Origin of the sequence: Sandaracinobacteroides sayramensis (assembly GCF_022014495.1) — a bacterium.
GTDB classification, from domain to species: Bacteria; Pseudomonadota; Alphaproteobacteria; order Sphingomonadales; family Sphingomonadaceae; genus Sandaracinobacteroides; species Sandaracinobacteroides sayramense.
This window is the reverse complement of sequence record NZ_JAKLSQ010000004.1, coordinates 89,603-114,758: the sequence shown is the minus strand read 5'-3', so window position 1 is coordinate 114,758 and position 25,156 is coordinate 89,603. Positions and strand designations below refer to the sequence as shown.

At 68.7% G+C, this 25,156-nt stretch carries 20 protein-coding genes and 1 tRNA gene; 20 read left to right on the top strand and 1 reads right to left on the bottom strand.

Annotated features, from left to right (window positions below; all coding sequences use genetic code 11):
• Window positions 1-57 precede the first annotated feature (57 nt).
• The 13 genes from L6Q21_RS04740 to L6Q21_RS04680 all read left to right on the top strand — a co-directional run bounded on the left by L6Q21_RS04740 (window position 58) and on the right by L6Q21_RS04680 (window position 15,428).
• Window positions 58-933: a glycine--tRNA ligase subunit alpha gene (locus L6Q21_RS04740; protein WP_237829466.1), complete on the top strand. Its 876-nt coding sequence runs from the start codon at window positions 58-60 to the stop codon at window positions 931-933.
• On the top strand, window positions 926-2,995 hold the full coding sequence (gene glyS, locus L6Q21_RS04735; RefSeq protein WP_237829465.1) for a glycine--tRNA ligase subunit beta: 2,070 nt from the start codon (window positions 926-928) through the stop codon (window positions 2,993-2,995). The genes L6Q21_RS04740 and glyS overlap by 8 nt, the downstream gene beginning before the upstream one ends.
• Before the next feature lie 4 nt (window positions 2,996-2,999).
• Window positions 3,000-5,654, top strand: a complete 2,655-nt coding sequence (gene ppdK / locus L6Q21_RS04730) for a pyruvate, phosphate dikinase (RefSeq protein ID WP_237829464.1) — start codon at window positions 3,000-3,002, stop codon at window positions 5,652-5,654.
• 23 nt (window positions 5,655-5,677) lie between these two features.
• Window positions 5,678-6,625, top strand: coding sequence for an alpha/beta hydrolase (locus L6Q21_RS04725; RefSeq protein WP_237829463.1), 948 nt, complete (start codon window positions 5,678-5,680; stop codon window positions 6,623-6,625).
• Window positions 6,626-6,639: 14 nt separating this feature from the next.
• Window positions 6,640-7,737 (top strand): NAD(P)/FAD-dependent oxidoreductase, encoded by a 1,098-nt coding sequence (locus L6Q21_RS04720; protein WP_237829462.1) that lies wholly within the window; start codon window positions 6,640-6,642, stop codon window positions 7,735-7,737.
• Between the two features lie 119 nt (window positions 7,738-7,856).
• Entirely contained in the window at window positions 7,857-8,594 is a 738-nt protein-coding gene (locus tag L6Q21_RS04715; RefSeq protein ID WP_237829461.1) for a thioredoxin domain-containing protein, read from the top strand.
• Between the two features lie 22 nt (window positions 8,595-8,616).
• Entirely contained in the window at window positions 8,617-12,081 is a 3,465-nt protein-coding gene (gene smc / locus L6Q21_RS04710) for a chromosome segregation protein SMC (protein WP_237829460.1), read from the top strand.
• Window positions 12,082-12,203: 122 nt separating this feature from the next.
• Window positions 12,204-12,572 carry an AtpZ/AtpI family protein gene (locus L6Q21_RS04705; RefSeq protein WP_237829458.1) on the top strand — a complete coding sequence of 123 codons (369 nt, stop codon included), beginning with the start codon at window positions 12,204-12,206 and terminating at the stop codon, window positions 12,570-12,572.
• Window positions 12,573-12,590: 18 nt separating this feature from the next.
• Complete coding sequence (locus tag L6Q21_RS04700; RefSeq protein ID WP_237829456.1) at window positions 12,591-13,334, top strand: F0F1 ATP synthase subunit A; 744 nt, start codon at window positions 12,591-12,593, stop codon at window positions 13,332-13,334.
• 39 nt (window positions 13,335-13,373) lie between these two features.
• Window positions 13,374-13,601: a F0F1 ATP synthase subunit C gene (locus L6Q21_RS04695; protein ID WP_237829455.1), complete on the top strand. Its 228-nt coding sequence runs from the start codon at window positions 13,374-13,376 to the stop codon at window positions 13,599-13,601.
• 29 nt (window positions 13,602-13,630) lie between these two features.
• Entirely contained in the window at window positions 13,631-14,110 is a 480-nt protein-coding gene (locus L6Q21_RS04690; protein ID WP_237829454.1) for a F0F1 ATP synthase subunit B family protein, read from the top strand.
• Complete coding sequence (locus L6Q21_RS04685; RefSeq protein ID WP_237829453.1) at window positions 14,110-14,709, top strand: F0F1 ATP synthase subunit B family protein; 600 nt, start codon at window positions 14,110-14,112, stop codon at window positions 14,707-14,709. Before L6Q21_RS04690 ends, L6Q21_RS04685 begins: the two co-directional genes overlap by 1 nt.
• A gap of 8 nt (window positions 14,710-14,717) precedes the next feature.
• Window positions 14,718-15,428 carry an endonuclease/exonuclease/phosphatase family protein gene (locus tag L6Q21_RS04680; protein ID WP_237829452.1) on the top strand — a complete coding sequence of 237 codons (711 nt, stop codon included), beginning with the start codon at window positions 14,718-14,720 and terminating at the stop codon, window positions 15,426-15,428.
• Here the strand turns inward: L6Q21_RS04680 and L6Q21_RS04675 are convergent.
• The gene (locus tag L6Q21_RS04675; protein ID WP_237829451.1) at window positions 15,425-15,724 is read right to left on the bottom strand and encodes a chorismate mutase; all 300 of its coding nucleotides are present in this window, start codon (window positions 15,722-15,724) and stop codon (window positions 15,425-15,427) included. The two genes, L6Q21_RS04680 and L6Q21_RS04675, sit on opposite strands and share 4 nt — an antisense overlap.
• Window positions 15,725-15,770: 46 nt before the next feature.
• Here L6Q21_RS04675 and L6Q21_RS04670 point away from each other — a divergent pair, with 46 nt between their 5' ends.
• The 7 genes from L6Q21_RS04670 to L6Q21_RS04640 all read left to right on the top strand — a co-directional run bounded on the left by L6Q21_RS04670 (window position 15,771) and on the right by L6Q21_RS04640 (window position 25,140).
• Window positions 15,771-16,781, top strand: coding sequence for a polyprenyl synthetase family protein (locus tag L6Q21_RS04670; protein ID WP_237829449.1), 1,011 nt, complete (start codon window positions 15,771-15,773; stop codon window positions 16,779-16,781).
• A gap of 4 nt (window positions 16,782-16,785) precedes the next feature.
• Window positions 16,786-19,260, top strand: coding sequence for an ATP-dependent helicase HrpB (gene hrpB, locus L6Q21_RS04665; RefSeq protein ID WP_237829447.1), 2,475 nt, complete (start codon window positions 16,786-16,788; stop codon window positions 19,258-19,260).
• A gap of 32 nt (window positions 19,261-19,292) precedes the next feature.
• Window positions 19,293-19,574 carry an ETC complex I subunit gene (locus L6Q21_RS04660; protein ID WP_237829446.1) on the top strand — a complete coding sequence of 94 codons (282 nt, stop codon included), beginning with the start codon at window positions 19,293-19,295 and terminating at the stop codon, window positions 19,572-19,574.
• Between the two features lie 32 nt (window positions 19,575-19,606).
• Window positions 19,607-19,683: transfer RNA gene (locus L6Q21_RS04655), tRNA-Arg, on the top strand.
• 767 nt (window positions 19,684-20,450) lie between these two features.
• Complete coding sequence (locus L6Q21_RS04650) at window positions 20,451-22,817, top strand: TonB-dependent receptor (RefSeq protein WP_237829445.1); 2,367 nt, start codon at window positions 20,451-20,453, stop codon at window positions 22,815-22,817.
• 2 nt (window positions 22,818-22,819) lie between these two features.
• Window positions 22,820-24,205 carry an MFS transporter gene (locus L6Q21_RS04645; protein WP_237829444.1) on the top strand — a complete coding sequence of 462 codons (1,386 nt, stop codon included), beginning with the start codon at window positions 22,820-22,822 and terminating at the stop codon, window positions 24,203-24,205.
• Window positions 24,202-25,140 carry a TauD/TfdA dioxygenase family protein gene (locus L6Q21_RS04640; RefSeq protein ID WP_237829522.1) on the top strand — a complete coding sequence of 313 codons (939 nt, stop codon included), beginning with the start codon at window positions 24,202-24,204 and terminating at the stop codon, window positions 25,138-25,140. The genes L6Q21_RS04645 and L6Q21_RS04640 overlap by 4 nt, the downstream gene beginning before the upstream one ends.
• The last annotated feature ends 16 nt before the right edge of the window (window positions 25,141-25,156 follow it).

Sequence of the window (25,156 nt, the reverse complement as noted above, 5' to 3'; positions counted from 1 at the left end):
CTTAATAACCCCGCAGCCCCTTCCCCTTTGTTGCTGCACCCGCTAACCCGCCGTGCCGTGAACAGGCTTCAGAAACCCACCTGCTTTCAGGACATCATCCTGACGCTCCACGCCTATTGGAGCGCGCGCGGCTGCGCGATCCTGCAGCCCTATGACATGGAGATGGGCGCGGGCACCTTCCATCCGGCCACCACGCTGCGCGCGCTCGGCCCGAAGCCGTGGAAGGCCGCCTATGTGCAGCCCAGCCGTCGCCCCTCCGACGGCCGCTACGGCGAGAATCCCAACCGGCTGCAGCATTATTACCAGTATCAGGTGATCCTGAAGCCTTCGCCGGACGATATCCTCGACCAGTATCTGGGCAGCCTGGAAGCGATCGGCATCGACCTTCAGACAAACGACATCCGCTTCGTGGAGGATGATTGGGAAAGCCCGACTCTGGGCGCCTGGGGGCTTGGCTGGGAAGTCTGGTGCAACGGCATGGAAGTCACGCAGTTCACCTATTTCCAGCAGGTGGGCGGCCATGACTGCGCGCCGGTTTCCGGCGAGATCACCTACGGGCTGGAACGGCTGGCGATGTACATATTGGGCGTCGAGAATGTCTACGACCTGCCCTTCAACGACGAGGGGCTGAGCTACGGCGACGTGTTCCTGGAAAACGAGCGCCAGTTCTCCGCCTATAATTTCGAGCAGGCCAACACCGAGGCCCTGTTCGACAGTTTCCGCAAGGCCGCCGACGAGTGCCGGGCGCTGGTGGAAGCCGGGCTGCCGCTGCCGGCCTATGATCAGGCGATCAAGGCCAGCCACGCCTTCAACCTGCTGAACGCGCGCGGGGTGATTTCCGTGGCCGAACGGCAGGCCTATATCGGCCGCGTGCGCGATCTGGTGAAGCTGGTCGCCGACCTCCATGTCGAGAAGGAGACGGCACATGGCTGATTTCCTTCTGGAGCTTTTTTCCGAGGAGATTCCGGCACGGATGCAGCCGGCCGCCGCGCAGCAACTGCGCGAGAAGTTCGAGGCGCTGCTGGCGGACTCCGGGCTTTCGGCCGACGCGCTGGAAACCCATGCCACGCCGCGCCGGCTGGCGCTGATCGCGCGGGGGCTTCCGGCCGCTTCGCAAGCCGTGTCGGAGGAAAGGCGCGGCCCGCGCGCCGATGCGCCGGCGGCGGCGATCGAGGGCTTCCTGAAATCCACCGGCTTGACGCGCGCGCAACTGGAAGAGCGCGAAACCGGCAAGGGCGTATTCCTGTTCGCCAATCTGGCGCGCGAGGGGCGGCCGGCGGCCGAGCTTCTGGCGGCGAAGCTGCCGGCGCTGATCGGCGGCTTCCAATGGCCGAAATCGCAGCGCTGGGGCCGGGCCAGCGTCAGCACCTCCTCCCCGCGCTGGGTGCGGCCGTTGCGCGGCATCGTCGCGCTGTTCGACAAGGATGTCGTGCCGTTCGAGGCGTTGGGGCTGCAATCCGGCCGCGAAACTTTCGGCCACCGCTTCATGGGCGGTGGCAAGCCCCTCTCCATCGACAGCCCGGACAGCTACGCCGGCCAGTTGCACACGGCGCATGTGGTGCTGTCCGCGGGCGAGCGCCGGGCGCTGATCCGCGCAGGCGCCGAAGCGGCGGCGGCCAACGCCGGGCTGCAATTGCGCGTGGATGAAGCGCTGGAGGCGGAGAATGCCGGCCTCACCGAATGGCCGGTGCCGCTGCTCGGCCGCTTCGACCCGGCCTTTCTGGAAGTGCCGCCCGAGATCATCCAGCTTACGATGGCCACCAACCAGAAATATTTCGCCGTGGAAGACGCGGATGGAAAGCTGGCGCCGGGCTTCGTCTGCGTTTCCAACCTGGTCGCGCCGGACGGCGGGCGGACGATCGTCGCCGGCAATGAGCGGGTGCTTTCCGCCCGCTTGTCCGACGCGCGCTTCTTCTGGACGAACGATAAGGCGAAACCGCTGGAAAGCTTCACGGAGAAGCTGAAGGACATCGTCTTCCACGAACAGCTCGGCACCATGGCCGAGAAGGTGGAGCGGGTGGCGAAGCTCGCCCGCTGGCTGGCGACGGAATATTTCCCGAATGTCGACCCGGACATGGTGGAACGCGCCGCCCGGCTGGCGAAGGCGGACCTCACCACCGGCACGGTCGGCGAATTCCCCGAGCTGCAAGGGGTGATCGGCGGCTATCTGGCGGAAGCGCAGGGGGAAAAGCCCGGAATCGTCTCGGCTTTGAAGCAGCATTATTCTGCTTGCCCGGAAGGCTGCGTGCCGGTCGCGGTTGCGCTGGCGGACAGGCTGGACACGCTCGTCAGCTTCTTCGGGGCGGGTATCCGTCCGACGGGCTCGAAGGATCCCTTCGCGCTTCGCCGCGCGGCGCTCGGCGTGCTGGACATGCTGGTGTCGGGCGGGCGCCGCATTGCGCTGAAGCCGGCGCTCGAAGCGGCTGGTGCGAAAGATGCGGACGATCTCATCGCTTTCTTTGCCGACCGGTTGAAGGTGCAGCAGCGCGAGGCCGGGGTTCGCCACGACCTGATCGACGCGGTGCTGGCGTTGGGCGGAGAGGATGATCTCGTCCGCCTGCTGGTGCGGGTGAAGGCGTTGCAGGCCTTCGTCGAGACGGAGGATGGCAGGAACCTGCTCGCCGGCTACCGGCGCGCCGCCAACATCCTGAAGGCCGAGGAAAAGAAGGACGGGAAAAGCCACAGGCTGGACCTCGCCGCGCTGCAATCGCCCTATCTGGACGAGGCCGAGAAAAATCTCGCCCGCCTGTTCGCCCCTTCCGAAGGGGCGGGCGGAATGCAATTGTTCGACGAGGCGGACGCCCTGTTCGGCCGCGAGGATTTCGAAGGGGCGATGAAGCTGCTCGCCACGCTGCGCGAGCCTGTCGACCGCTTTTTCGACGATGTCACCGTGAACGACGCCGATCCCGCCGTTCGCGCGCGTCGCCTTGGCCTGCTCGCGGGGGTCCGCGATGGCATGCACAAGGTTGCAGATTTCTCCAGAATCGAGGGATAAGACCATGCCTGACCGCCTGCTCCTGCCGTTCGGGGGCTCCGCCCCCTCCGCCCACCAGCTCGGCAAGGCGCATCTGGGCGGCAAGGGCGCCAACCTCGCGGAAATGGCCGGGATCGGCTTGCCCGTCCCCCCCGGTTTCGTCATCCCCACCCCGCTTTGCGCGCTCTACTATGATGCCGGCGGCCGCCTGCCAGACGCGCTGAAGGCGAAGCTCGCCGAGGGTCTCGCGCATATCGAGGCGCTGGTCGGCATGGAGTTCGGCTCCGCCACCAACCCGCTTCTCGTCTCCGTGCGCTCCGGCGCGCGGGTGTCGATGCCGGGGATGATGGACACGGTGCTGAACCTCGGTCTCAACGATGTGACGGTGGAGGGGCTCGCCAGCCGCAGCGCCAACCCGCGCTTCGCCTGGGACAGCTACCGCCGCTTCATCCAGATGTATTCGGACGTGGTGCTCGGCCTCGACCATTATCTGTTCGAGGACGCGCTGGAGATCATGAAGGACGATCGCGGCGCCAGCCTCGACACCGACCTGACCGCCGAGGACCTGAAGGCGCTTGTGGGGCAATATCAGGCGATCGTGCTGAAGACCCGCGGCGAGGAATTCCCGCAGGACCCGCTGGAGCAATTGGAAGGCGCGGTGGCCGCCGTCTTCGGCTCCTGGCGGTCGGAACGGGCGGCCGTCTACCGCCGCCTGAACGACATCCCGGAATCCTGGGGCACCGCCGTCACCGTGCAGGCGATGGTGTTCGGCAACATGGGCGAGACGTCGGCGACCGGAGTCGCTTTCACCCGCGACCCGGCGACGGGCGACCGGCGCATCTATGGCGAATATCTCATCAACGCCCAGGGCGAGGATGTGGTGGCGGGGATCCGCACCCCGCATTACCTGACCCTGAGCGCGCGCGAGGCGGCCGGCGCCAGGGGCCAGTCGATGGAAGAGGCGATGCCGGCGGTGTTCGCGGAACTGGCCGAAATGTTCGAGCGGCTGGAAACCCACTACCGCGACTGCCAGGATATCGAGTTCACCGTGCAGGAAGGCAAATTGTGGCTCCTGCAGACCCGCAGCGGCAAGCGCACGGCGAAGGCGGCGCTGAAGATGGCCTGCGACATGGTGGACGAGGGGCTGATCGAGGCCGACGAGGCGGTGCTGCGCGTTGATCCGGCCGTGCTCGACCAGCTTCTGCACCCGACGCTGGACCCGGCGGCGCCGCGCGACATCATCGCCGTCGGCCTGCCGGCATCCCCCGGCGCGGCGTCCGGCGCCATCGTGCTCGACAGCGAGACGGCGGCCGAGCGCGCCGGGCGCGGCGAGGATGTGATCCTGGTGCGGGTCGAGACCTCGCCGGAAGACATCGCCGGGATGCACGCGGCGCGCGGCATCCTGACGGCGCGCGGCGGCATGACCAGCCACGCCGCCGTGGTGGCGCGCGGCATGGGCCGCCCCTGCGTCTCGGGCGCGGGTGGCATCTCCATCGACATGGAGGCGCGCACGCTGAAGATCGGCTCCAAATCGTTCAGGGAAGGCGAGATCGTCACCCTGGACGGCGCCAGCGGCGAAGTGATGCTGGGCCGGGTGGCGACGGTCGAGCCCGAACTGTCCGGCGATTTCGCCCGGCTGATGGGCTGGGCCGACCAGCATCGCCGCATGAAGGTGCGCGCCAACGCCGAGACGCCGGAGGATTGCCGGACGGCGGTGCGCTTCGGCGCCGAAGGCGTCGGCCTCGCCCGCACCGAGCATATGTTCTTCGGCGCCGAGCGGATCGTGCATGTGCGCGCGATGATCCTGTCCGCCGACGAGAGCGGCCGCCGCGCGGCGCTGGAAAAGCTGCTGCCGGCGCAGCGGGCGGACTTCGCCGAGATCTTCCGCATCATGGAGGGCCGGCCGGTCACCATACGCCTGCTGGACCCGCCGCTGCACGAATTCCTGCCGTCGCGCGAAGCGGAAATGGCGGAAGTGGCGGAGGCGACGGGCCTCGCACTCGGCGCCGTGCGCCGCCGGGTGGCGGAGCTGCACGAATCCAACCCGATGCTGGGGCATCGCGGCTGCCGGCTGCTGATCACCTTCCCGGAAATCACCGAGATGCAGGCCCGCGCCATCTTCGAGGCGGCGCTGGAAGCGGGCGGCGGAGTCGAGCCGGAAATCATGGTGCCGCTGGTCGCCACCGCGCGCGAGCTGGAACTTGTGAAGTCGGTGATCGAGCGCACGGCGGCCGAGGTGTTCGCGGAAAAGGGCAAGACCATCCCCTACACCATCGGCACGATGATCGAGCTTCCGCGCGCGGCGCTGCGCGCGGGCGAGATCGCCGAACATGCCGGCTTCTTCAGCTTCGGCACCAACGACCTGACGCAGACGACGCTTGGCATCAGCCGCGACGACGCCGCCCGCTTCCTGGGCGCCTATGTCGACGCCGGCATCTATCCGCGCGACCCGTTCGTCAGCCTGGACACCGATGGAGTCGGCGAACTGATCGGCCTGGCGGCGGAGCGCGGGCGCGGCACGCGCGCGGGCCTGAAGCTGGGCATCTGCGGCGAGCATGGCGGCGATCCGGCCACCATCCAGTTCTGCGAAACGCAGGGGCTGGATTATGTGAGCTGCTCGCCCTGGCGGGTGCCGATCGCCCGGCTGGCGGCGGCGCAGGCCGCGCTCCACAAGGCCTGATCCATGCGCGCGGGCGCAGGGCAGTGAAACCCCGTTTCCATCTTCCGCCAGCCGCGATCATCGGCCGCGAGGAGATGGCGGACGGGGCTTCCATCCGCACGCTGCTGCTGCCGCATGAGGCTCCGCTCGCCAATCTGCTGCTGCTGACCGGGCGCGCCGATTTCCACGAGAAATGGGCGGGCGCCATCCAGGAACTGCACGAGGCGGGCTTCGCCATCGCCGCCTTCGACTGGCGCGGGCAGGGCGGCTCCACCCGGCTGACGCAAAGCGGCGCGGGGCATATCGATAGCTTCGACACCTGGCTGTCCGACCTCGACCGGCTTTCCGGCTGGGCGCTGGGCGCGCTTTCCGGCGACCGCTGGCTGGCGCTGGGGCACAGCATGGGCGGGCATCTGCTGACCCGCTGGCTGGTCGACCCGGCGCGCCGCGCGCTGCCCCTGCGCCGCGCGCTTTCCGGCGCGGTGCTGAGCTCGCCTTTCTACGGGCTGGCCGGGCCGGTCGCGATGCGCGCGGCGGCGATGCGGCTGGCGCCGATCCAGGTGGCGCGCGGGCTGGGCGATCATTTCGCCTGGGGGCAGCGGCCCTATGGGGCGCTGCAGCAGCGGCCGGAGCGGCAGTTCCTGCTGACCGGAAGCCGGGCGCATTTCGAGGATGAGGGGCTTTGGGCAAGCCACAGGCCGGAACTGGCCACGGGCGGCGTCAGCTGGGGCTGGATCAAGGCTTTCGCCGACAGCGAGGCGATATTGGAGGCGCAGCCGATCGAAGAGGTCGAGCTTCCGCTGCTGATGCTGCTGGCGGATCGCGAGCGGCTGGTGGACAACAAGTCGGCGCTGAGGATCGCGGCGCGGCTGCCGCATGTCCGCCACCGGCTGTTCGCGGGGGCGGCGCACGAACTGCTGCGCGAAGCCGACGAGGTGCGGCGAGAGGCGATCAGCAGCGTCGTGCATTTCGCCCGCGAGGTGACGGCCTGAGCCGCTACGATATCGTGATTCTGGGCGCGGGCATCGGCGGCGCCTCGCTGGCCCATGCCCTGCTGCAGCGGGCGCCGCGCCTGAAACTGGCGCTGCTGGAGGCGGAATCCCGGCCAGGCTATCACACCACCGGGCGCTCGGCCGCCTTCTATGCGGAAACCTATGGCGGGCCGGGGGTGCAGCCGCTCAGCTCCGCTTCCAAGGCTTTTCTGCAGCGTCCGCCGGCCGGCTTTTGCGAAACGCCGATCCTCTCGCCCCGCGGGGCGCTGCATATTTGCCGCGCCGGGCAGACTCTGGAGGCGCTGGAAGCCGAGTTCCGCCAGGGCGGAATCGCCTGCGAACATCTGCACGGCGAGGACATCCTGCGCAAGGCGCCCCGGCTGCGCGCGCAATGGGCCGAGGCGGCCATCTGGGAGCCGGGCTGCTCCGATATCGACGTGGCGGGCCTGCACCAATCCTATCTGCGCTCGGCGCGCAGGGCCGGCGCCGATCTGGTGACGGATGCGCGGGCGGCGGCGGTCGCGCAACGTGGCGACTGGCGCATCCTCACCCCGGCCGGGGAGTTCCGCGCCGGGGCGCTGGTGAATGCCGCCGGGGCCTGGGCGGACGAGGTGGCGGCGCTCGCCGGGGTCGCCCCCATCGGCATCGAACCGCTTCGCCGCACCATCCTCGTCGCCGAAGTGCAGCCGGAGGCGCCCACCGGCCTGCCGCTGGTGATCGATTCCGGCGGCTCGCTCTATTTCAAGCCCGACGCCGGGCGGCTGTGGATTTCCCCGCACGACGAAACCCCGGACGTGCCGCGCGACGTGCAGCCGGAGGAGATGGACGTGGCGGTCGCCCTCGACCGCTTCGAACGCATGTGCGACTGGCCGGTCCGCCGCATCCTTTCCAGCTGGGCGGGGCTGCGCAGCTTCGCGCCGGACCGGCTTCCGGTCCTAGGCCCGGACCCGGAGGCGCCCGGCTTCCACTGGTGCGCGGGGCAGGGCGGCTGGGGCATCCAGACGGCGCCCGCCGCCAGCGCCGGCGCGGCGGCGATGCTGCTGGGGGAAGCCCCGCCCGCCGCCTATGCCGGGATCGACGCCGCCCCCTATCTGCCGGCGCGCTTTCGCTGAAGGCGAAAAGCCTTGCGGATTCCGGCCGTTTCATCCGCGCGAAACATGTTCTAACAATCGCCCGGAGCAACAAGCGGAAGCTTGTTCGGCCCACTAGATATGGTAAGGTTTTCGGCCAGATGACCAAGATGTTGAAAGTCGCGCTTCTTTTCTCGGGCACGCTGGCGCTGGTCGCCTGCGATTCGGGCACGTCCACCGCGGCGCCCGCCGCCAAGACGGAGGCGAAGGGGAGCGCGCCCGCCGCGAAGGACTGGACGACGGTCGTGGTCGAGACGCCGGAAGGCGGCTTCCGCATGGGCAACCCGGACGCCAGGGTGAAGCTGGTGGAATTCGCCTCTTTCACCTGCAGCCATTGCCGCGACTTCCACAAGGAAGCCGAAGCGAAGCTGAAGCCCGATTATGTGAAATCGGGGCAGGTTTCCTACGAATATCGGCCCTTCATGCTGAACATCTACGATTTCGCCGCGACGCAACTGGCCACCTGCCAGGGGCCGGAGAAATTCTTCACCTGGGCCGGCGAGCTCTTCAACAACCACGACGCCTGGATCGAGCCCTTCACCAAGCTGACCGAGGCGGACATCACCCCGCTTCGCAACCAGTCGATGGGCAAGCAGGTGCTGGGGCTGGCGACCGCCGGCAAGTTCAACAGCTTCGCCGCCGCCCGGGGCGTGCCGCGCGCCAAGTTCGACGCCTGCCTGTCGGACGAAGCGAAGATCGAGGCGCTGACGAAGCGCCAGCAGGCGGCGATCGACGCCTATCAGATCCAGGGCACGCCCACCTTCGTGCTGAACGGCAAGAAGGTGGAGAACGCCGCGAGCTGGGCGCAACTGCAACCCAAGATCGCCGAAGCCCTGTGATCCCGGCCGGGGCTTCGCGCGCATGAGATTCGCGAAGCTCCGCCTGTCGGGGTTCAAATCCTTCGTCGAGCCGACGGAACTGCACATCCGCGACGGGCTGACCGGAGTCGTCGGCCCGAACGGCTGCGGCAAGTCCAACCTGCTGGAAGCCTTGCGCTGGGTGATGGGCGAAAGCTCGGCCCGGTCGCTCCGGGTGGCGGCCGGCGGCGCGGGGATGGACGATGTGATCTTCGCCGGCACGGCGAAGCGCCCCAGCCGCGATCTCGCCGAAGTGCGGCTGACGCTGGACAATTCGGCGCGGCGGGCGCCGGCCGAATTCAATTCCGACGACAGCCTGGAAGTCTCGCGCGCGATCGTGCGCGGCGAAGGCTCCAGCTATTCGCTGAACGGCCGCGAGGTGCGGCTGAAGGATGTGCAGCTTCTGTTCGCCGACGCGGCGACGGGCGCGCATTCGCCGGCGCTGGTCAGCCAGGGGCGGGTGGCCGCCATCATCAACGCCAAGCCGCAGGAAAGGCGGCAGCTTCTGGAGGAGGCGGCGGGGATTTCCGGCCTGAACGTGCGCCGCCGCGAAGCCGAGCTGCGGCTGCGGGCGGCGGACGCCAATCTGCTGCGGCTGGACGATGTGATGAAGGGCGCGGAAACGCAGGCGGCCGGGCTTCGGCGGCAGGCGAAGTCGGCGGCCCGCTACCGCGAATTGTCGGACCGGATCCGGGCGTCGGAATCGGCGCTGCTGCGCCTGCAATGGGCCGCCGCCGTGGAGGCGCAGCAGGCGGCGGAGCGGGATTTGCAGGCCACGGATGCGGCCCTCGCCGAAGCGGTGAAGGCGGCCGCCCGCGCCGCCACCGCGAAGGCGGACGCCGCCGCCGGCCTGCCGGCGAAACGGCAGGCGGAAGCCAATGTCGCGGCGGTCGTGCAGCGGCTCTCCACCGAGCGCGCGACGCTGGTCGCCGAACGGGCCGGGCTGGTGAAGCGCCTGCAGGATCTGCAGGCGGCGCTGGACAATGCCGGCGCCGACGCCGAGCGGGAGCGCGCCCGCGCCCGCGATTCGGCGGGCACGCAGGCGCGTCTGGCCGAGGAGCTGCAAGGCCAGCGCCAAGCGGAAGCGGAAGCGCAGGCGGCCGTCTGCCCGCAGGCCGAAGAGGTGCGCGCCGCCGAAGCCGCCGCCACCGAGGCGGAGCGGGCGCTGGCGGGCGCGGTGGAAGCGCATGCCGCGCTGGTGGCGGAGGCGCGCAGCGTCCGGGCGCAGGCGGAAGCCGCGCGCGGCCGGGCCGAGCGGCTGCGGGGCGAGCGGCAGCGGCTGGAAGCGGAGCTGGCGCGGCTGAAGGCGAGCGGCTCCGGGGCGACGCTGGACGGGCAATTGGCGGAAGCCGAAGCGGCGCTCGCCGCGCGCATGGCTGAGGCCGAGGCCGCCGCCGGGTCCATCGCCGCCGCCGAGCGCGATGCGCAGGCGGCGCGGCAGGCGGCCGAAGCGGTGGAGCGCGCGCTCTCCGCCGCCCGCGCCGAAGTGGCGAGCCTGGAAGCCGAAGCCGCGGCGCTCGAACGCCTGCGCGGCGCCAAGCAGGCGCAGGCGGCGGCGGGCGCCCGCGCTTCGCTTTCCGCCAACCCCGGTTTCGAAGCGGCGGCCGCGGCCGCGCTCGGCGACGATCTGAACGCCGCCCTGGGGGCGCCGGAAAAGCCCGCGCGCCACTGGTTGCGGATCGGCGTGCAGAAGGGCGACCCCGCCCTGCCGCCCGGCTGCCTGCCGCTGGCGGCGGAAGTGCAGGCGCCCGCCGAACTGGCGCGGCGGCTGGCGCAGGTGGGCGTGGTCGATGCCCCGCCCGACGCCGCGACGCTGGCTGCCCTGCGCCCCGGCCAGCGGCTGGTGGCGCGCAACGGCTGGCTCTGGCGCTGGGACGGTTTCGTGGCGCCGCCCGGCGGGCAGGCGGCAGCGGTCGCCGAAGCGCTGGCGCAGGACAACCGCCGCAAGGAAATCGCCGCGAACCTGCTGGCCCCGCGCGAGCGGCTGAAGGCGGCCGAAGCCGAACTGGCGCAGCAGAAGGCGGCGCTGGCGGACGCGCAGGCCGCCGAACGCAAGGCGCGCGCCACCCGATCCGAAGCCGAACGCGCGCGCGAGCAACTGGCGGGCCGTCTGCAGGGCCTGCGCGCGGCGCAGGCGCAGGCCGCCGCGCGGACCAGCGCGATGGAAGCCTCGATCGAGCGGCTGGCGGCCGAAGGGGCGAGCGCCGCCGAGGAAGCGGAAAGCGCGACCCTTGCCGTCACCCGCCTGCCGGACGCCACGGCCGCCGCCGAGCAGGTGGGCGGCGCGCGGTCGGCGGCGGAAAGGGCGCGGGCGCATCTGGCGCAGGCCCGCGCGCAGGCCGCTTCCACCGAGCGCAGCCTGGCCGAGGCAAGCGCGCGAATCGCCCGCCTCGCGCGCGAGATCGCCGACTGGCAGGCGCGCGACCGCGACGCCGCCTCGGCGGCGGAAGCGCTTTCCGCGCGGGTGGAGAAGCTGGCGGCGGAGCGAACGGCGCTGATCGCCGAGCCGGAAGCGCTGGACGCGCGCCTCAGCCTGCTGGACCGCGAAATCGGCGCTGCCGAGGCGCAGCGATCGAGCGCGGCGGAAGCGGTGATGGCCGCCGAACTGTCGCAGGCGGACCTCGACAAGCAGGCGCGCGCGGCCGAAGCGCAGGTGGCGGACGGCCGCGAAGCCCGCGCCACGCGCGCCGCCCGCGCCGAGCAGTTGCGGGAAAAGGTGGCGGAACTGGTGGCGGAGGCGCGCGAGCGATTCGGCGAGCCGCCGCACAATCTCGAAGCGCCGGCGGAAAGCCAGGCCGATGCACTGGAGCAGATACTGGCGTCGATGCGCGCCGAGCGGGAGCGAATCGGCATCGTCAACCTGCGCGCCGACATCGAACTGGCGGAAATCGAAGCCGCGCTCGCCGAGCAGACGCGCGAGCGGTCGGAACTGGAAACGGCGATCAACCGCCTGCGCGGCTCCATCGGCACACTGAACCGCGAAGGCCGGGCGCGGCTGATGGCCGCCTTCCAGCAGGTGGAGGCGCATTTCCGCGAACTGTTCGTGACTCTGTTCGGCGGCGGCTCCGCCGAGCTTCAGATGATCGAAAGCGACGACCCGCTGGAAGCCGGGCTGGAAATCCGCGCCCAGCCGCCGGGGAAGAAGCTGCAATCCCTCTCCCTGCTGTCGGGCGGGGAGCAGGCGCTGGCGGCGATCGCCCTCATCTTCGCCCTGTTCCGCACCAATCCGGCGCCGATCTGCGTGCTGGACGAGGTGGACGCGCCGCTCGACGACGCCAATGTCGAGCGTTTCACACGGCTTTTGAAGCATATGGCGGAGACGACCGACACCCGCTTCCTTATCGTCACCCACAATGCCGTGACTATGGCAGCCATGCACAGGCTTTATGGCGTGACCATGGGCGAACCGGGCGTTTCGCAGCTGGTTTCCGTGGAGCTGAAGGAAGCGGAGAGGCTGGCCGCGGCCTGATCGGGCATTTCCGGCCTGCAATCCAACGGCTTTCGCAAGCTTGACCTTTGCTGAACCGCAATCTAACGAACCCCCGCTTCGGCGGCCTTGGGGCTGGCGGAGCCCTTGGCGCAATGTCGCCGATGGCTGACCTGTTCGAACGCGAAGGGCCAACCTTTTTGCCTGATCCTGCCGACAAGCGCGACCTCGAAGATCTCGGGGCCCGGCTGGAAGCAGCAAAGGCAAGGCATGAACCCCGCGCGCGGCAGGCGGCCTCGTCGGCCTTGGCCCAGGGCACCCGCCATGCGTTCGAGATCGCGGCGACCACCCTGGTCGGCGGCGGCATCGGCTGGATGCTGGACCGCTGGCTGGAAACGGGGCCATGGATGCTGCTGCTGTTCTTCCTTCTGGGGATTGCGGCGGGCTTCTGGAATCTGTTGAAGGCGGTCGGAAACGAAGCGAAGGCCGTCCGCAAGGCGGCCGACGAGCCGAAGAACGACGATCAGGTTTAGAAAAGCGAGAGCTGAACGGTGGCCAATCCTCTCGAGCAGTTTGCGATCAAGCGCTACGCCGAATTCTCGGTGGCGGGCGCCGACGCCGCGTTCACCAACGCCTCGCTGTTCATGCTGATCGTGCTGGGCCTGACGCTCCTCTTCTTCTGGCTGGGCAGCCGCAACCCGCAACTGGTGCCGGGGCGCTGGCAGGCGGCGCTGGAAGGCGCGACCGGCTTCATTTCGGGAATGGTGGAGGAGAATATCGGGCCGAAGGGCCGCGCCTTCGTTCCCTTCGTCTTCTCGCTGTTCATCTTCGTGCTGGTGGCGAACCTGATCGGGCTTTTCCCCTACAGCTTCACCGTCACCAGCCACATCGTCGTCACCTTCGCCTTCGCCGCGCTGATCTTCCTCATCTGCGTCATCGTCGGCTTCGCGAAGCACGGCCTCCACTTCTTCTCGCTGTTCGTGCCGCAGAACACGCCGATCGTGCTGATGCCGCTGATCGTGCTGATCGAGCTGATCTCCTTCCTGTCGCGGCCGCTCACGCTTTCCATCCGTCTCTTCGCCAACATGACGGCGGGCCACATCCTGCTGAAGGTGTTCGCGGGCTTCGTGATCTCGCTGGCGGCGGCCGGCGGCGCGCTGGCGGCGATCTCGATCCTGCCCTTCTTCATGACCGTGGCCTTCTACGGCCTGGAATTGATCGTGGCGGTGGTGCAGGCCTATGTGTTCGCGCTGCTGACCTGCATTTACCTCAACGATTCCATCAATCTCCACTGAACTTTTTTTCACTGAGTTTCATTCGAAAGGACTGACCAAATGGACGCTGAAGCCGCAAAGTACATCGGTGCCGGTCTCGCAGCCATCGGCATGGGCTTCGCCGCCATCGCCGTCGGCACGCTGTTCGCGCTGTTCCTGCAAGGCGCGCTGCGCAACCCCGCCGCCGCCGACTCGCAGCGCCCGAACCTGATCTTCGGCTTCGCCGTGACCGAAGCGCTTGGCATCTTCGCCTTCCTCGTGGCCCTGCTGCTGCTGTTCGCGGTCTGATCCACGAACACTGAAGGCAGGAGGCTCCGATGCCCCAGTTCGACTTTTCCCAGGCGCTGCCGCAGATCATCTGGCTGGTGCTGGTCTTCGGCATCCTCTACCTCGCGGTGCGCGGGCTCTACCCGCGCGTCGAGAAGGTGGTGGAAAACCGCAAGGCGCGGATCGCGGCGGACCTGCGCGAGGCGGAAGCCGCGCGCGATTCCGCCGAGGCCGCGACCAGCGGCGGCACTACGGCGCTGGCGCAAGCCCGCGCCCATGCGCTGGGCGTGACCGGCAAGGCGCGCGACGAGGCGAATGCCGCGACCCAGCGCAGGCTGGCGGAAATCGACGCGGGGCTGGAAGCCAAGGCGGAAGCGGCCGCCGCGTCGCTGGTGCGGCAGCGCGACACCGCCGTCGCCGAACTGGATGCGGTGGCGGCGGAGGCCGCGGCCGATCTGGTGAAGCGGGTGGCCGGCCTTGACGTCTCCAACGACGAAGCGGCGGAAGCCGTGAAGAAGGCGGCTGCCTGATGGCCGAAACGCAAAATGCCCACAGCAGCTTCGAAGTGGCCGACGTGGCGGAAGTAGCCGATTCGCCCGCCGGGCATCCCGGCACCGTCGCCGACGCCGAACATGCCGCCAACCACGAGACGATCCTGGGGCTGGACAGCTATGCCATCGTCGGCCTGGCTTTCCTCACCTTCCTGGCTATCCTCTGGAAGGCGGGCGCTTTCCGGATGATCAGCGGGGCGCTTGACGGCGCTGCTGAAAAGGTCCGGGCTGATCTGGCGGAGGCCGCGCAACTGAAGGCCGAGGCCGAAGCCATGAAGGCGAAGGCCGCAGCCGAAGCCGCGGAAACCGAAGCGCAGGCGAAGGCCATGCTGGCCGGTGCGGAAACGGAAGCGAAGCGGATCGTCGAACAGGCCGCTGCCGACGCGGAAGTCGCGATCGCCCGGCGGACGAAGCTTGCCGAAGACCGGATCGCCGCTGAAGCCCGTTCGGCCGAAGCGGAATTGCGTGCCCGCGCCGCCGATGTGGCGGTTAAGGCCGCCGAGACGCTGCTGGCGGCTCGTTCCAAGGAGCTGACGGGCTTCACCGACGAAGCCATTGCCGCGCTGGACCGCCGCTGAGGTCGCAAATGGCTGAAAGCGGGGCGCAAAGCGTCACGGTTGCCAGCTACAATATTCGAAAGGCCGTCGGCGCAGACATGCGCCGGCGGCCTTCGCGCATATTGGATGTGCTGGACGAAATCGGCGCCGATATCGTGGTGGTGCAGGAGGCCGACCGGCGCTTCGGCACCCGCGCGGCGGCGGTGGCGCCAGCCGAACTGCAAGAGCGGGGCTGGCGGCATGTGCCGGTGGGGATGACCCCGGCCGCCATCGGCTGGCATGGCAATGCGATACTGGTTTCACCCCGAGTGGAAGTCGAAAGTCACGACAGGCTTCAGCTTCCAGTGCTGGAACCGCGCGGTGCGGTGCTGGCGGGTCTGCGTGTTGGCGGGCGGGCGCTTCGGATCGTCGGCATGCACCTCGACCTCTCGGGCCTTTGGCGCCGGCGGCAGGCCCGCGCCATCCTCGACCGGCTGTCCGACGCCGGCGATACCCCGACGCTACTGATGGGGGACATGAACGAGTGGCGGGCGGCGGCCGGCTGCCTTGCCGATTTCGCAGCCACCCACAAGTTGGTGCTCACCGGCCCCAGCTTTCCCGCGCGCACACCGATCGCCCGGCTGGACCGCATCTTCGCCTCCAACGAACTGGAGATAGAGGACGGCGGCGTGCACCAGAGCCCGCTTTCCAAGGTCGCGTCCGACCATCTGCCGCTATGGGTGCGGGTACGCCTGGGTTAACCCCGGCTGCCCGCCGCGACATGGTGGCGAATCACCTCGTCGATGATGAAGCGCAGGAATTTCTCGGAAAATTCGGGATCGAGGTCGGCCTCGGCGGCCAATTGCCGCAAACGCAGGATCTGCTCCTCCTCCCGCCCCGGATCGGCCGGCGGCAGGCCATGCTCGGCCTTGAAGGCGCCCACCTGCTGCGTGATCTTGAAACGCTCGGCCAGCATATGGATCAGCGCCGCGTCGATATTGTCGATCGAGCGGCGGAAACCCTGCAACATCTGCGTGGCTGGAACGTCCCGCGACATGAAGGCCCTTTCCTTGAGTGCTGCAAAGCCCTAGCGCGGTGCAACCATGACCGCCACCGTCCATCCTATCCGGCCCGATAAGCCCAGCCTGCAGCCGCTGATGTCGCTGGTGGCACCCGGCCTCAACGCCGTCAACCGCGTGATCCTCGACCGGATGCAGAGCCCCGTGGCGCTGATCCCGGAACTGGCGGGGCATCTGATCGCCGGCGGCGGCAAGCGGATGCGGCCGATGCTGACGCTGGGCTGCGCCGCCGCGCTGGAGTATCAGGGCGAGCGCCACCACAAGCTGGCCGCCGCCGTGGAATTCATCCACACCGCGACGCTGCTGCACGACGATGTGGTCGACGGTTCCGACCTCCGGCGCGGGCGCGCCACCGCCAACATCATCTGGGGCAATGAGGCCTCCGTGCTCGTGGGCGACTTCCTGTTCGCCCGCGCCTTCGAGCTGATGGTGGAGGACGGCAGCCTGAAGGCGCTGAAAATCCTCTCCCACGCCTCGGCGGTGATCGCGCAAGGGGAAGTGCAGCAGCTGACCGCCCAGCGGGTCGTGGAAACCGGCGAGGACAGCTATCTGCAGATCATCCAGGCGAAGACGGCGGCGCTGTTCTCGGCCGCCTGCCAGATCGCCGCGGTGGTGGCGGAAAAGGATGAGGGGACGGAAGCCAGCCTCGAATCCTATGGCCGCAACCTCGGAATCGCCTTCCAGCTCGTGGACGACGCGATCGACTATGTGTCCGACGCGGAGACGATGGGGAAAGACATTGGCGACGACTTCCGCGACGGCAAGGTGACCCTGCCGGTGATCCTCGCCTACGCACGTGGCGACGAGGCCGCGCGCAAATTCTGGCAGCACGCCATGACCGGCCGCGCTAATGGCGAGGCGGAGTTGCAGGAAGGCATCGAACGGCTGCACGCCACCGGCGCGATCGCCGACACCATGGCGCGCGCCCGGCTCTATGGCAGCCGCGCCATCGATTCGCTGGCCCGCCTGCCGCAGACGGCCGCGCGCGCTGCCCTTGTCGAGACGGTCGAATTTGCCATCCAGCGCGCCTACTGACCCCATGCCCGACCTGATGGCGACGGGCCTGCCCGTCACCGAGGTTCTGCCCACCCTGCACCAAAGTCTGGCCCACACGTCCAATGCGGTGCTGGTGGCGCCTCCCGGCGCCGGCAAGACGACGCTGGTCGCGCCCTCTTTGCTTGGTGCGCCATGGCTGCGGGGCGGCAGGATTTTCGTGATGCTGCCGCGCCGGCTTGCGGCCCGCGCCGCCGCCGAGCGGATCGCCGGCCTGCTGGGCGAAGCGCCCGGCGAACGGGTGGGCTATCGCACGCGGCTGGAATCGAAGCCCGGAAGCCGGATCGAATGCCTGACCGAGGGGCTGTTCGTGAACCGGCTGATCGCCGACCCCGGGCTGGAGGGTATTGGCGCGCTGCTGTTCGACGAAGTGCATGAGCGCAATCTGGAAGGCGATCTGGGGCTGGCGCTGGCGCTCGACGCGCAGCAGCTTCGCCCCGATCTTCGCATCCTCGCCATGTCGGCGACGCTGGATGGCGGCCGCTTCGCGAAGCTGATGGGCGATGCGCCCGTGCTGCAATCGGACGGCCGCAGCTTTCCGGTCGAAATCCGCCACCTCGGCCGTTCGGAAGCGCGGATCGAGGATCGCATGGCCTCGGCCATTCGCGCGGCGCTGGGGCAAGCGGAGGGGAGCCTGCTCGCCTTCCTGCCCGGCGTCGCGGAGATCGAGCGCACGGCGGAGCGGCTGCAACTGCCCGACGGCGTGGCGCTGCACAAGCTGCACGGGCAGGCCGATCCGGCGGCGCAGCGCGCGGCGCTGAAGCCGGGCGGGCGCAGGGTGGTGCTGGCGACCAGCATCGCCGAAACCTCGCTCACCATCGACGGGGTGACGGTGGTGCTGGATTCCGGCCTCGCCCGCCGCCCGCGCTACGACCGCGCCTCCGGCCTCACCCGGCTGGTGACGGAACGGGTGTCGCAGGCCGCCGCCACCCAGCGCGCTGGGCGCGCCGGGCGGCAGGCGCCGGGCGTGGCGATCCGCTTGTGGGCGGAGGGCGAGACGCGCGGCCTCATCCCCTTCGATCCGCCGGAGATATTGGAAGCCGATCTGGCGCAGCTGCTGCTGCGGCTGGCGGCCTGGGGCGTGCGCGATCCGGGCGATCTGGAATGGCTCGATCCGCCGCCGGCCTCGGCCGTGGCCGCCGCCCGCGCGGACCTGCAGGCGCTGGGAGCCCTCGATGAAGCGGGTGGCCTGACCCCGCATGGCAGGCGGATGGGCGCGCTGCCGGTTTCCCCGCGCATCGCGCATCTGCTGCTGGAAGGCGCGGCGCGCGGGCAGGCGGAGGAAGCCGCCACCCTCGCCCTGCTGCTGGAGGAACGCGGCCTTGGCGGCCCCTCGGCGGACATGGAGGAGCGGCTGCGCCGTTTCGCAACCGAACGTTCCCCCCGCGCCGGCCAGTCCCGCCGGCTGGCCGAGCGCTGGGCCGCTGCCGCCAGCCGCTTGCAGGCGGAGGCAGGCGCCGCGCCCCTGCCGGTGGCGCTGCTGCTGGCCACCGCCTTTCCCGATCGCGTGGCCCGCCGCCGGCGCGCGCCCGGCGCTTCGGATCAGACGGCGGACTATCTGATGGCGAACGGCCGGGGGGTGGCGCTGGACGCTTCCGACCCGCTGGCGAAATCCGAATGGCTGGCGATCGCCGACGCGGGCGGCGCGGGCGCTTCCTCGCGCGTTCGGCTGGCGGCGGCGATCCCGCAAGACGCGCTGCCGGCGTGGCTGGAGGGGCGGACGGCCTTTTCCGAAAGCCTCGCCCCCGATCCGGCCAGCGGCCGCCTCGCCCTGCTGCGCGTGGAAAGGCTTGGCGCCATCGAGGTCGCCCGCCGCCGGGCGGCCGCGACCCCGGAAGCCATGGCGGCGGCGTTGAAGGCGGAAGTGGTGGCGAAGGGCCTGGCCGCGCTTGATTGGCCGGAAGCCGAGCTGGCGTTGCTCGCCCGCCTGCGTTTCGCGTCGGCCAATGGCTGCGAGGGGCTTCCGGACAGCTCGGAGGAAGCCCTGCTGGAAAGCGCCGATCTCTGGCTGCTGCCGCGCCTGCAAGGCGTTTCCCGCCTGTCCGACGCGAAGCTGGAAGGGGCGCTTTCGGCCCTGATCGACTGGCCGGCAGGCCAGTCGCTGGAGCGTTTCGCGCCCGCGCGGTTCCAGAGTCCGGCCGGCACCAGCCATGCGATCGACTATGCGGCGGACGGCGGGCCGGAAGTGGAGGTGCGGGTGCAGGCGGTGTTCGGCCTCGGCGCGCACCCGATGCTGGCGAACGGCCGGGTGCCGCTGACGCTGGCGCTGACCTCGCCGGCGGGGCGGCCGGTGGCGAAGACGCGCGACCTGTCGGGCTTCTGGAAGGGGGCCTGGAAGGATGTGCAGCGCGACATGAAGGGCCGCTACCCCAGGCACCCCTGGCCCGACGATCCGGCGCAGGCGGCGGCCACCGTGCGGACGAAGGCGGCCGATGCGCGGCGCGGCCATTCGGACGGTTGATTTTCCCCCCGCGAAGGGCCTAGGGCATCCTCATGCGCAAGGCACGAATCTATCAGCAGGGCACCCGCGCCACCCAGTCCGGAAAGGCGCGCAGCAACCTCTGGATCCTGGAGGCCGAGCCGTCCGAGGGCAAGCGCCCGGACCCGCTAATGGGCTGGGCGGGCAGCGGCGACACCGACACGCAGGTGGTGCTGTCTTTCCCCTCGCTGGACGCCGCCAGGGCCTACGCCCAGCGCCATGGCCTGGAAGCCGAAGTGGTGCCGACCACGCCGAAGCGGCTGATCCTGCAGAGCTACGCCGAAAACTTTAGGTAAGCCCGGCGCATCTGCGCTAAGGCGGCATGGTCGCGCCTGTAGCTCAGCTGGATAGAGCATCCGCCTTCTAAGCGGAATGTCGCAGGTTCGAGTCCTGCCGGGCGCGCCAACTCCATGTTGCCGACAGATGCCGCTTGTCGAAAGGCGAAGCCGCGTGACAAGGTTTTTCGTCTTAATGACGAGGGCGGTCTGTAACCGAGCGGCACCAAATCCTGGCAACTGGCGTATCTGTTTGCCCCTGCCGCTCATGTCCGGCTTTTCGAGGGCTTATTCTTGCGCGAGCTTCCGTGCGCCCTCGCGTTCAGGCACGGTGACAATGCCTCGACACCGCCGCTGGCTGCTTCCAGCGCCCGCAGGCGCCATATCTGCAGGATAGAAGATACCGGGCCGTTCCTGCATCCAGCGGACCCTTGAAGGTTTGGAGGCTTCGGGACCAGCTTGCCGGAGCGAGGCACAATCAGCGACCGAAGCCCGATAATCCCGGCGGCTCCATGGCACGACGAAGCGCGCTTGCCCTATAAACAGTTTTTCTTTCTCGCGCACCAAACTTCTATCGATACAGTCAGGAAACAGGAACGAGCCGTCCTTTACCCTCAGGCTCCGCGGACCTTGAAGGCAGAAATGCCCCGCGACACCAATGGCTGATGCACACGTAGTCCCAGGCGACAACGTCAGGTCTCGTGTTCCCCCTATCCAAGGATGAACATGATGATTCTTGACTGTAGCTGACGCCCCAAAACCCTATTTGCTGCTATCTTCGCTCTGAACGCCTGACTTGCGCAATTTCGCGAGTCGGCGGAGCGATGCACTATTCCTTTGAAAGGTCTATACCGCGTGGCATTTACGCGAACGCTTCCGCTTGCCTTTACGACAGCGTTGCTTGCGACGTCCTCCATCGCGAGCGCGCAGCAGCCGGGTTCCATTGAGCTTGCCGCTGCCGATTACCCGGCCGATGCAGGCGAATTCGCCGACAGTTCGGGGGATATCCTCGTCACCGCCCGCCGCCGCGAAGAGCGCGCGCAGGATGTGCCGGTCGCCTTCAGCGTCGTCTCGGCGGAGACGCTGTCGCAAACCGGCGCCGTCAACCTGGGGCAGATTTCGCAACTGGTTCCCGCGCTGCAGCTCTTCTCGTTCAACCCGCGCAACACCAATGTGAATATCCGCGGGCTGGGCTCCAACGTGGCGCTGGCCAGCGACGGTTTCGAACAGGGCGTCGGCATATTCATCGACGGCGTCTATTATGGCCGCATCGGCCAGTCGCAGTTCGATCTGGTCGATCTGCAGCAGGTGGAGGTGCTGCGCGGCCCGCAGGGCACGCTCTATGGCAAGAACACGACGGCGGGCGCCATCAACATCACCACCCGCGCGCCCAGCTTCGAGCCGGAAGGCCGGGCGGAAATCACATTGGGCAATTACGGCCGTAAGGAGTGGCGCTTCTCCGCTTCCGGCCCGCTGATCGGGGATGTGGCCGCGCTGCGCCTGAGCGCGGCCTGGAGCAAGCGGGATGGAACGATCCACAACGTCCGCACCGATCGGGACGTGTTCGACCAGGACAATCTCTCGCTGCGCGGCCAACTGCTGTTGCGCCCGGCGGACGCTCTCGAGATCCGGATCATCGGTGACCTTTCGCAATCGCGCACCGAATGCTGCATCAACGTGCTGGTCCAGCAATTCGACAGTTATGACAATGGCGCGGCCATCGCCAACAATTTCGCCCAACGCATTGCCCGTGCCGGCTACACTCCGCTGCCTTTCTCCCCATTCGAACGCCAGGTCGATGCCGATGGCCGCTTTCGCGCCGACATGGACGGCTATGGCGTTTCCGGCCAGGTCGACTGGGATCTGGGCGGTGCAACGCTGACCTCGATCACGGCGGCCCGCTGGTGGGACTGGAATCCCGCCAACGATGGAGACCAGATCGGCCTTCCCGTGCTCACCCTGGCCCAGCAGGTGAACCGCCAGCGACAGTTCAGCCAGGAATTGCGCTTGGGTTCCAACGGCGAACGCGCCATCGACTGGCAGATCGGCCTCTATTATTTCCGGCAGGTGATCCGGGGCTATGGCACCACCGGCTACGGCAGCGCCGCGCCGAACTGGTTCCTGCCCGCCGTTCCCGGCGCCGTTTCCGTCCCGGCCATCAGCGGCTTCGTCGCCGAAAGCTACTCCGACCCCCGCACCTGGAGCTACGCCGGTTTCGGCCAGATCAACTGGTCGCTGACGGAGCGGCTGAAGCTGACAGGCGGGCTGCGCCTCACGCACGAGAAGAAGAGCGGCACCTATTCCCAGTGGCACGCGACGGGCGCCGACCTTGGCCTGCTGCCGCCGGCGCTGGCCGCTGCCGCGCAGGGCATCCGCAACAGCTTCAACCCGGTCGCCAGCGTCGAATCCAGCTTCAGCGACACGAGCGTTTCCGGCCTCGTGAATGCCGCCTATCAGCTTGGCGGCGACGTCATCGTCTATGCCTCCTACCAGCGCGGCGAGAAGTCCGGCGGCCTGAACCTCTCGGTGCTTCCGGCCGGAATCGAGCCGGACGTGAAGCCGGAAACCGTCGACAATTTCGAAATCGGCCTGAAGTCCCAGTTCCTCGATCGCCGCGTGACGCTGAACCTCGCGGCCTATCTCACCGAGGTGCATGACTTCCAGACAACGATCACCGAGCAGGTTCCAAGCTCGGATGTGAACGCCGCTCCAAGCTTCCGCCAGTATATCGCGAACATCCCGCATGTGCGGTCGAAGGGGTTCGAAGCCGACGCGAGCTGGGCGGTGACGGAGCGCATCCGCTTCTCCGGCTCGGTCGCCTACACCGACGCGCGCTACATCGATTATCCGAACGCCCCGTCTCCGGCGGAAACGCTGAACCTGAACCCCATCACGGACCTGTCCGGGGAGCCACTTTCGGGCGTGCCGAAGTGGAGCTGGACGCTCGGCGCCGACGGCAGCCAGCCGGTCGGCTCCATCGGCGGGCGCCTTTCCGAATTCTACGGCAGCGCCGACTGGAACTACCGTTCCAGCTATTACACCAACGTCTCCAACAGCCGCTATTCCCTGGTCGACGGCTATGGCCTGCTCGGCGGGCGGATCGGCATCCGCAGCGAAGACGGCATCCTCGATATCTCGGTCTTCGCCCGCAACCTGCTCGGCAAGGATCATTTCCAGACACTCTCCCCCAACGCCTACGGCGTGGTCACCGCCATCCTCGGTGAACCGCGGACCTGGGGCGTCACCCTGCGCTCGAGGTTCTGACGATGGCCACTATTCCCTTCCTGCCCGGATATGCCGAAAAGCCTTCTTCGCAGCTCCCGGCCGGAAGGCTGGCGGCCCTCTCCTCGCTCGCATGGCCGATGGCGACGGCGGGGCTGCCGCTGGGGGTGCTGCTGCCCGCCATCTACGCCCAGCAATATGGCGTGTCATTGGCTACGCTGGGCTTTCTCTTCCTCGTCTGCCGCATCTGGGATGCCGTGACCGATCCGCTGATCGGCGCCCTTTCCGACCGCACCCGCAGCCGTTTCGGCCGCCGCAAGCCGTGGATCGCCGCCGGCGCGCCGGTTTTCGGCTTCTTCACCTTCCTGCTGTTCTTCCCGCAGGGCGAGGTCACGGCGCTGTCGCTCGGCCTCGCCCTCTTCGCCTTCTACCTCGGCTGGACGATGATCCAGATTCCGTTCGCCGCCTGGACCGGCGAGATTTCGGGCGAATATCACGAGCGCACCCGCGTGCAGACCTTCCTGCACGTCTCGGTCGCCGCGGCGCTCTTCGCCTCGCTGCTGATCCCGACCTTCCTCGACCAGGTCCGCCCCGGCGACAATGCGCTGAAGCTCACCGCCATGGGCAGTTTCGTGCTGCTGAGCCTCGCCATCTCGGTGCCCCTGGCGCTGCGCTCCTTCCCCGAACCCCGGCCCGGCCCCGAAGGCCCGCGCGCGGGCCTTCGGGAGACGCTGCGCGCCGTGGCTTCGGATCGGCTGCTGCTCCGCGTGCTCGCCTCGGATTTCGCCGTGTCGCTGGGGCAGGGCATCCGCGCCTCGCTGATCGTCTTCTACGTCACCTTCGTGATGGGCCGGCCCGAATGGGGCGCCGGGCTCTATCTGCTGCAATTCGCCTTCGGCATCGCCGCCGGCCCGATCTGGCTGAAGATCGGGCGCCGCTACGGCAAGCACCGCACGGCGGTCGCCGGCGAGGTCGCCCAGGTCGTCATCAACCTCGGGCTGCTCGCGGTGACGGCCAACAGCTTCGGCCTGCTGCTCGCGCTCACCATCGCGCAGGGGCTCACGCAGGGCTCGGGCAATCTCATGCTGCGCGCGATCGTGGCCGATGTCGCCGACGCCAAGCGCCTCGAAACCGGCCAGCAGGTGACGGGCCTTTATTTCTCGGTCTTCAGCCTCGCCAACAAGGCCGCGACCGCCGCCGCGATCGGGATAGCCTTCCCGCTGATCGCCTGGCTGGGCTTCGACCCGAAGGTCGCCAACGACCCCGCGGCGCTTGCCGGCCTCGCCGCCGTCTTCGCCCTTGGCCCGGCCATCGCCCACGCCCTCTCCGCCCTCCTGATCTTTCGTTTTCCCTTGGGAGAGCGCGAGCATGCCGAAATCGCCGCGACGCTCGCGCGCAGAGATTCCATCCCCGTCAACCACGGAGCCTGACCATGACCGATCAACGCTATCTGAACGCCGCCGACCCCAGCTCGCCGCTGGAAATCGTCCCCGTAGGCGGCCGAATCGGCGCCGAAGTGCGCGGCCTCAATCTGGCGGATGCCGAAGCCGACGACCTTGTCCAGCCGCTGTGGAAGGCCCTCACCCGGCACAAGGTGCTGTTCTTCCGCGACCAGCATCTGACGGACGACAGCCACGAAGCCTTCGCGGCGGCTTTCGGCGATCCGGTCGCCCATCCCACGGTGCCGGTGGCCAACGGTTCGCGCACCCTGCTCGGCCTGGAATCCCGCGATGGCCATGCGGCTTCCTCCTGGCATACCGATGTCACCTTCGTGGATGCCTTCCCTTCGGCCTCCATCCTGCGCGGCATCGAAATCCCCGAGGCTGGAGGCGACACGCTCTGGGCGAACAGCGCCGCCGCCTATCAAGAACTCCCCGACGCGTTGAAACAGCTCGCGGACACGCTGTGGGCGGTGCACAGCAACGACTATGACTATGCCGCCGTGCTCTCCAGCGTCGATCCGGCAAGGCTTGCCCAGCACAAGGCGGTGTTCGCCTCCACCGTGTATGAAACCGAGCATCCGGTGGTGCATGTCCACCCGCTCACCGGCGAGCGGGCGCTGCTGCTCGGCCATTTCGTCAAGCGCTTCGTCGGCCTTTCCGCCGTCGATTCAGCGGCGCTGCTCACCCTGTTCCAGAACCATGTGACGAGGCCCGAGAACACCGTCCGCTGGCGCTGGCGGGCTGGCGATGTCGCCATCTGGGACAATCGCGCCACCCAGCACCGGGCCATCGCCGATTTCGGCCTGCAGCCCCGCCATCTGCGCCGCGCAACGCTGAACGGCACGCCCGCCGTCTCCATCGACGGCCGCACCAGCCGCGTCTTGAAGCCGGCGCAACCAGAGTTCGCGGTGGCCGCAGAATAGTCAGCCCCGCCCGGGC

Bases quoted from the DNA above. Each gene is read 5' to 3' on its own strand.
- L6Q21_RS04680 (WP_237829452.1), top strand. From the start codon at position 14,718: ATGGCTGAAAGCGGGGCGCAAAGCGTCACGGTTGCCAGCTACAATATT.
- L6Q21_RS04675 (WP_237829451.1), bottom strand. From the start codon at position 15,724: ATGTCGCGGGACGTTCCAGCCACGCAGATGTTGCAGGGTTTCCGCCGC.
- L6Q21_RS04660 (WP_237829446.1), top strand. From the start codon at position 19,293: ATGCGCAAGGCACGAATCTATCAGCAGGGCACCCGCGCCACCCAGTCC.
- glyS (WP_237829465.1), top strand. From the start codon at position 926: ATGGCTGATTTCCTTCTGGAGCTTTTTTCCGAGGAGATTCCGGCACGG.
- ppdK (WP_237829464.1), top strand. From the start codon at position 3,000: ATGCCTGACCGCCTGCTCCTGCCGTTCGGGGGCTCCGCCCCCTCCGCC.
- L6Q21_RS04685 (WP_237829453.1), top strand. From the start codon at position 14,110: ATGGCCGAAACGCAAAATGCCCACAGCAGCTTCGAAGTGGCCGACGTG.
- L6Q21_RS04705 (WP_237829458.1), top strand. From the start codon at position 12,204: ATGGCTGACCTGTTCGAACGCGAAGGGCCAACCTTTTTGCCTGATCCT.
- L6Q21_RS04695 (WP_237829455.1), top strand. From the start codon at position 13,374: ATGGACGCTGAAGCCGCAAAGTACATCGGTGCCGGTCTCGCAGCCATC.
- L6Q21_RS04670 (WP_237829449.1), top strand. From the start codon at position 15,771: ATGACCGCCACCGTCCATCCTATCCGGCCCGATAAGCCCAGCCTGCAG.
- L6Q21_RS04645 (WP_237829444.1), top strand. From the start codon at position 22,820: ATGGCCACTATTCCCTTCCTGCCCGGATATGCCGAAAAGCCTTCTTCG.
- hrpB (WP_237829447.1), top strand. From the start codon at position 16,786: ATGCCCGACCTGATGGCGACGGGCCTGCCCGTCACCGAGGTTCTGCCC.
- L6Q21_RS04715 (WP_237829461.1), top strand. From the start codon at position 7,857: ATGACCAAGATGTTGAAAGTCGCGCTTCTTTTCTCGGGCACGCTGGCG.
- L6Q21_RS04690 (WP_237829454.1), top strand. From the start codon at position 13,631: ATGCCCCAGTTCGACTTTTCCCAGGCGCTGCCGCAGATCATCTGGCTG.
- smc (WP_237829460.1), top strand. From the start codon at position 8,617: ATGAGATTCGCGAAGCTCCGCCTGTCGGGGTTCAAATCCTTCGTCGAG.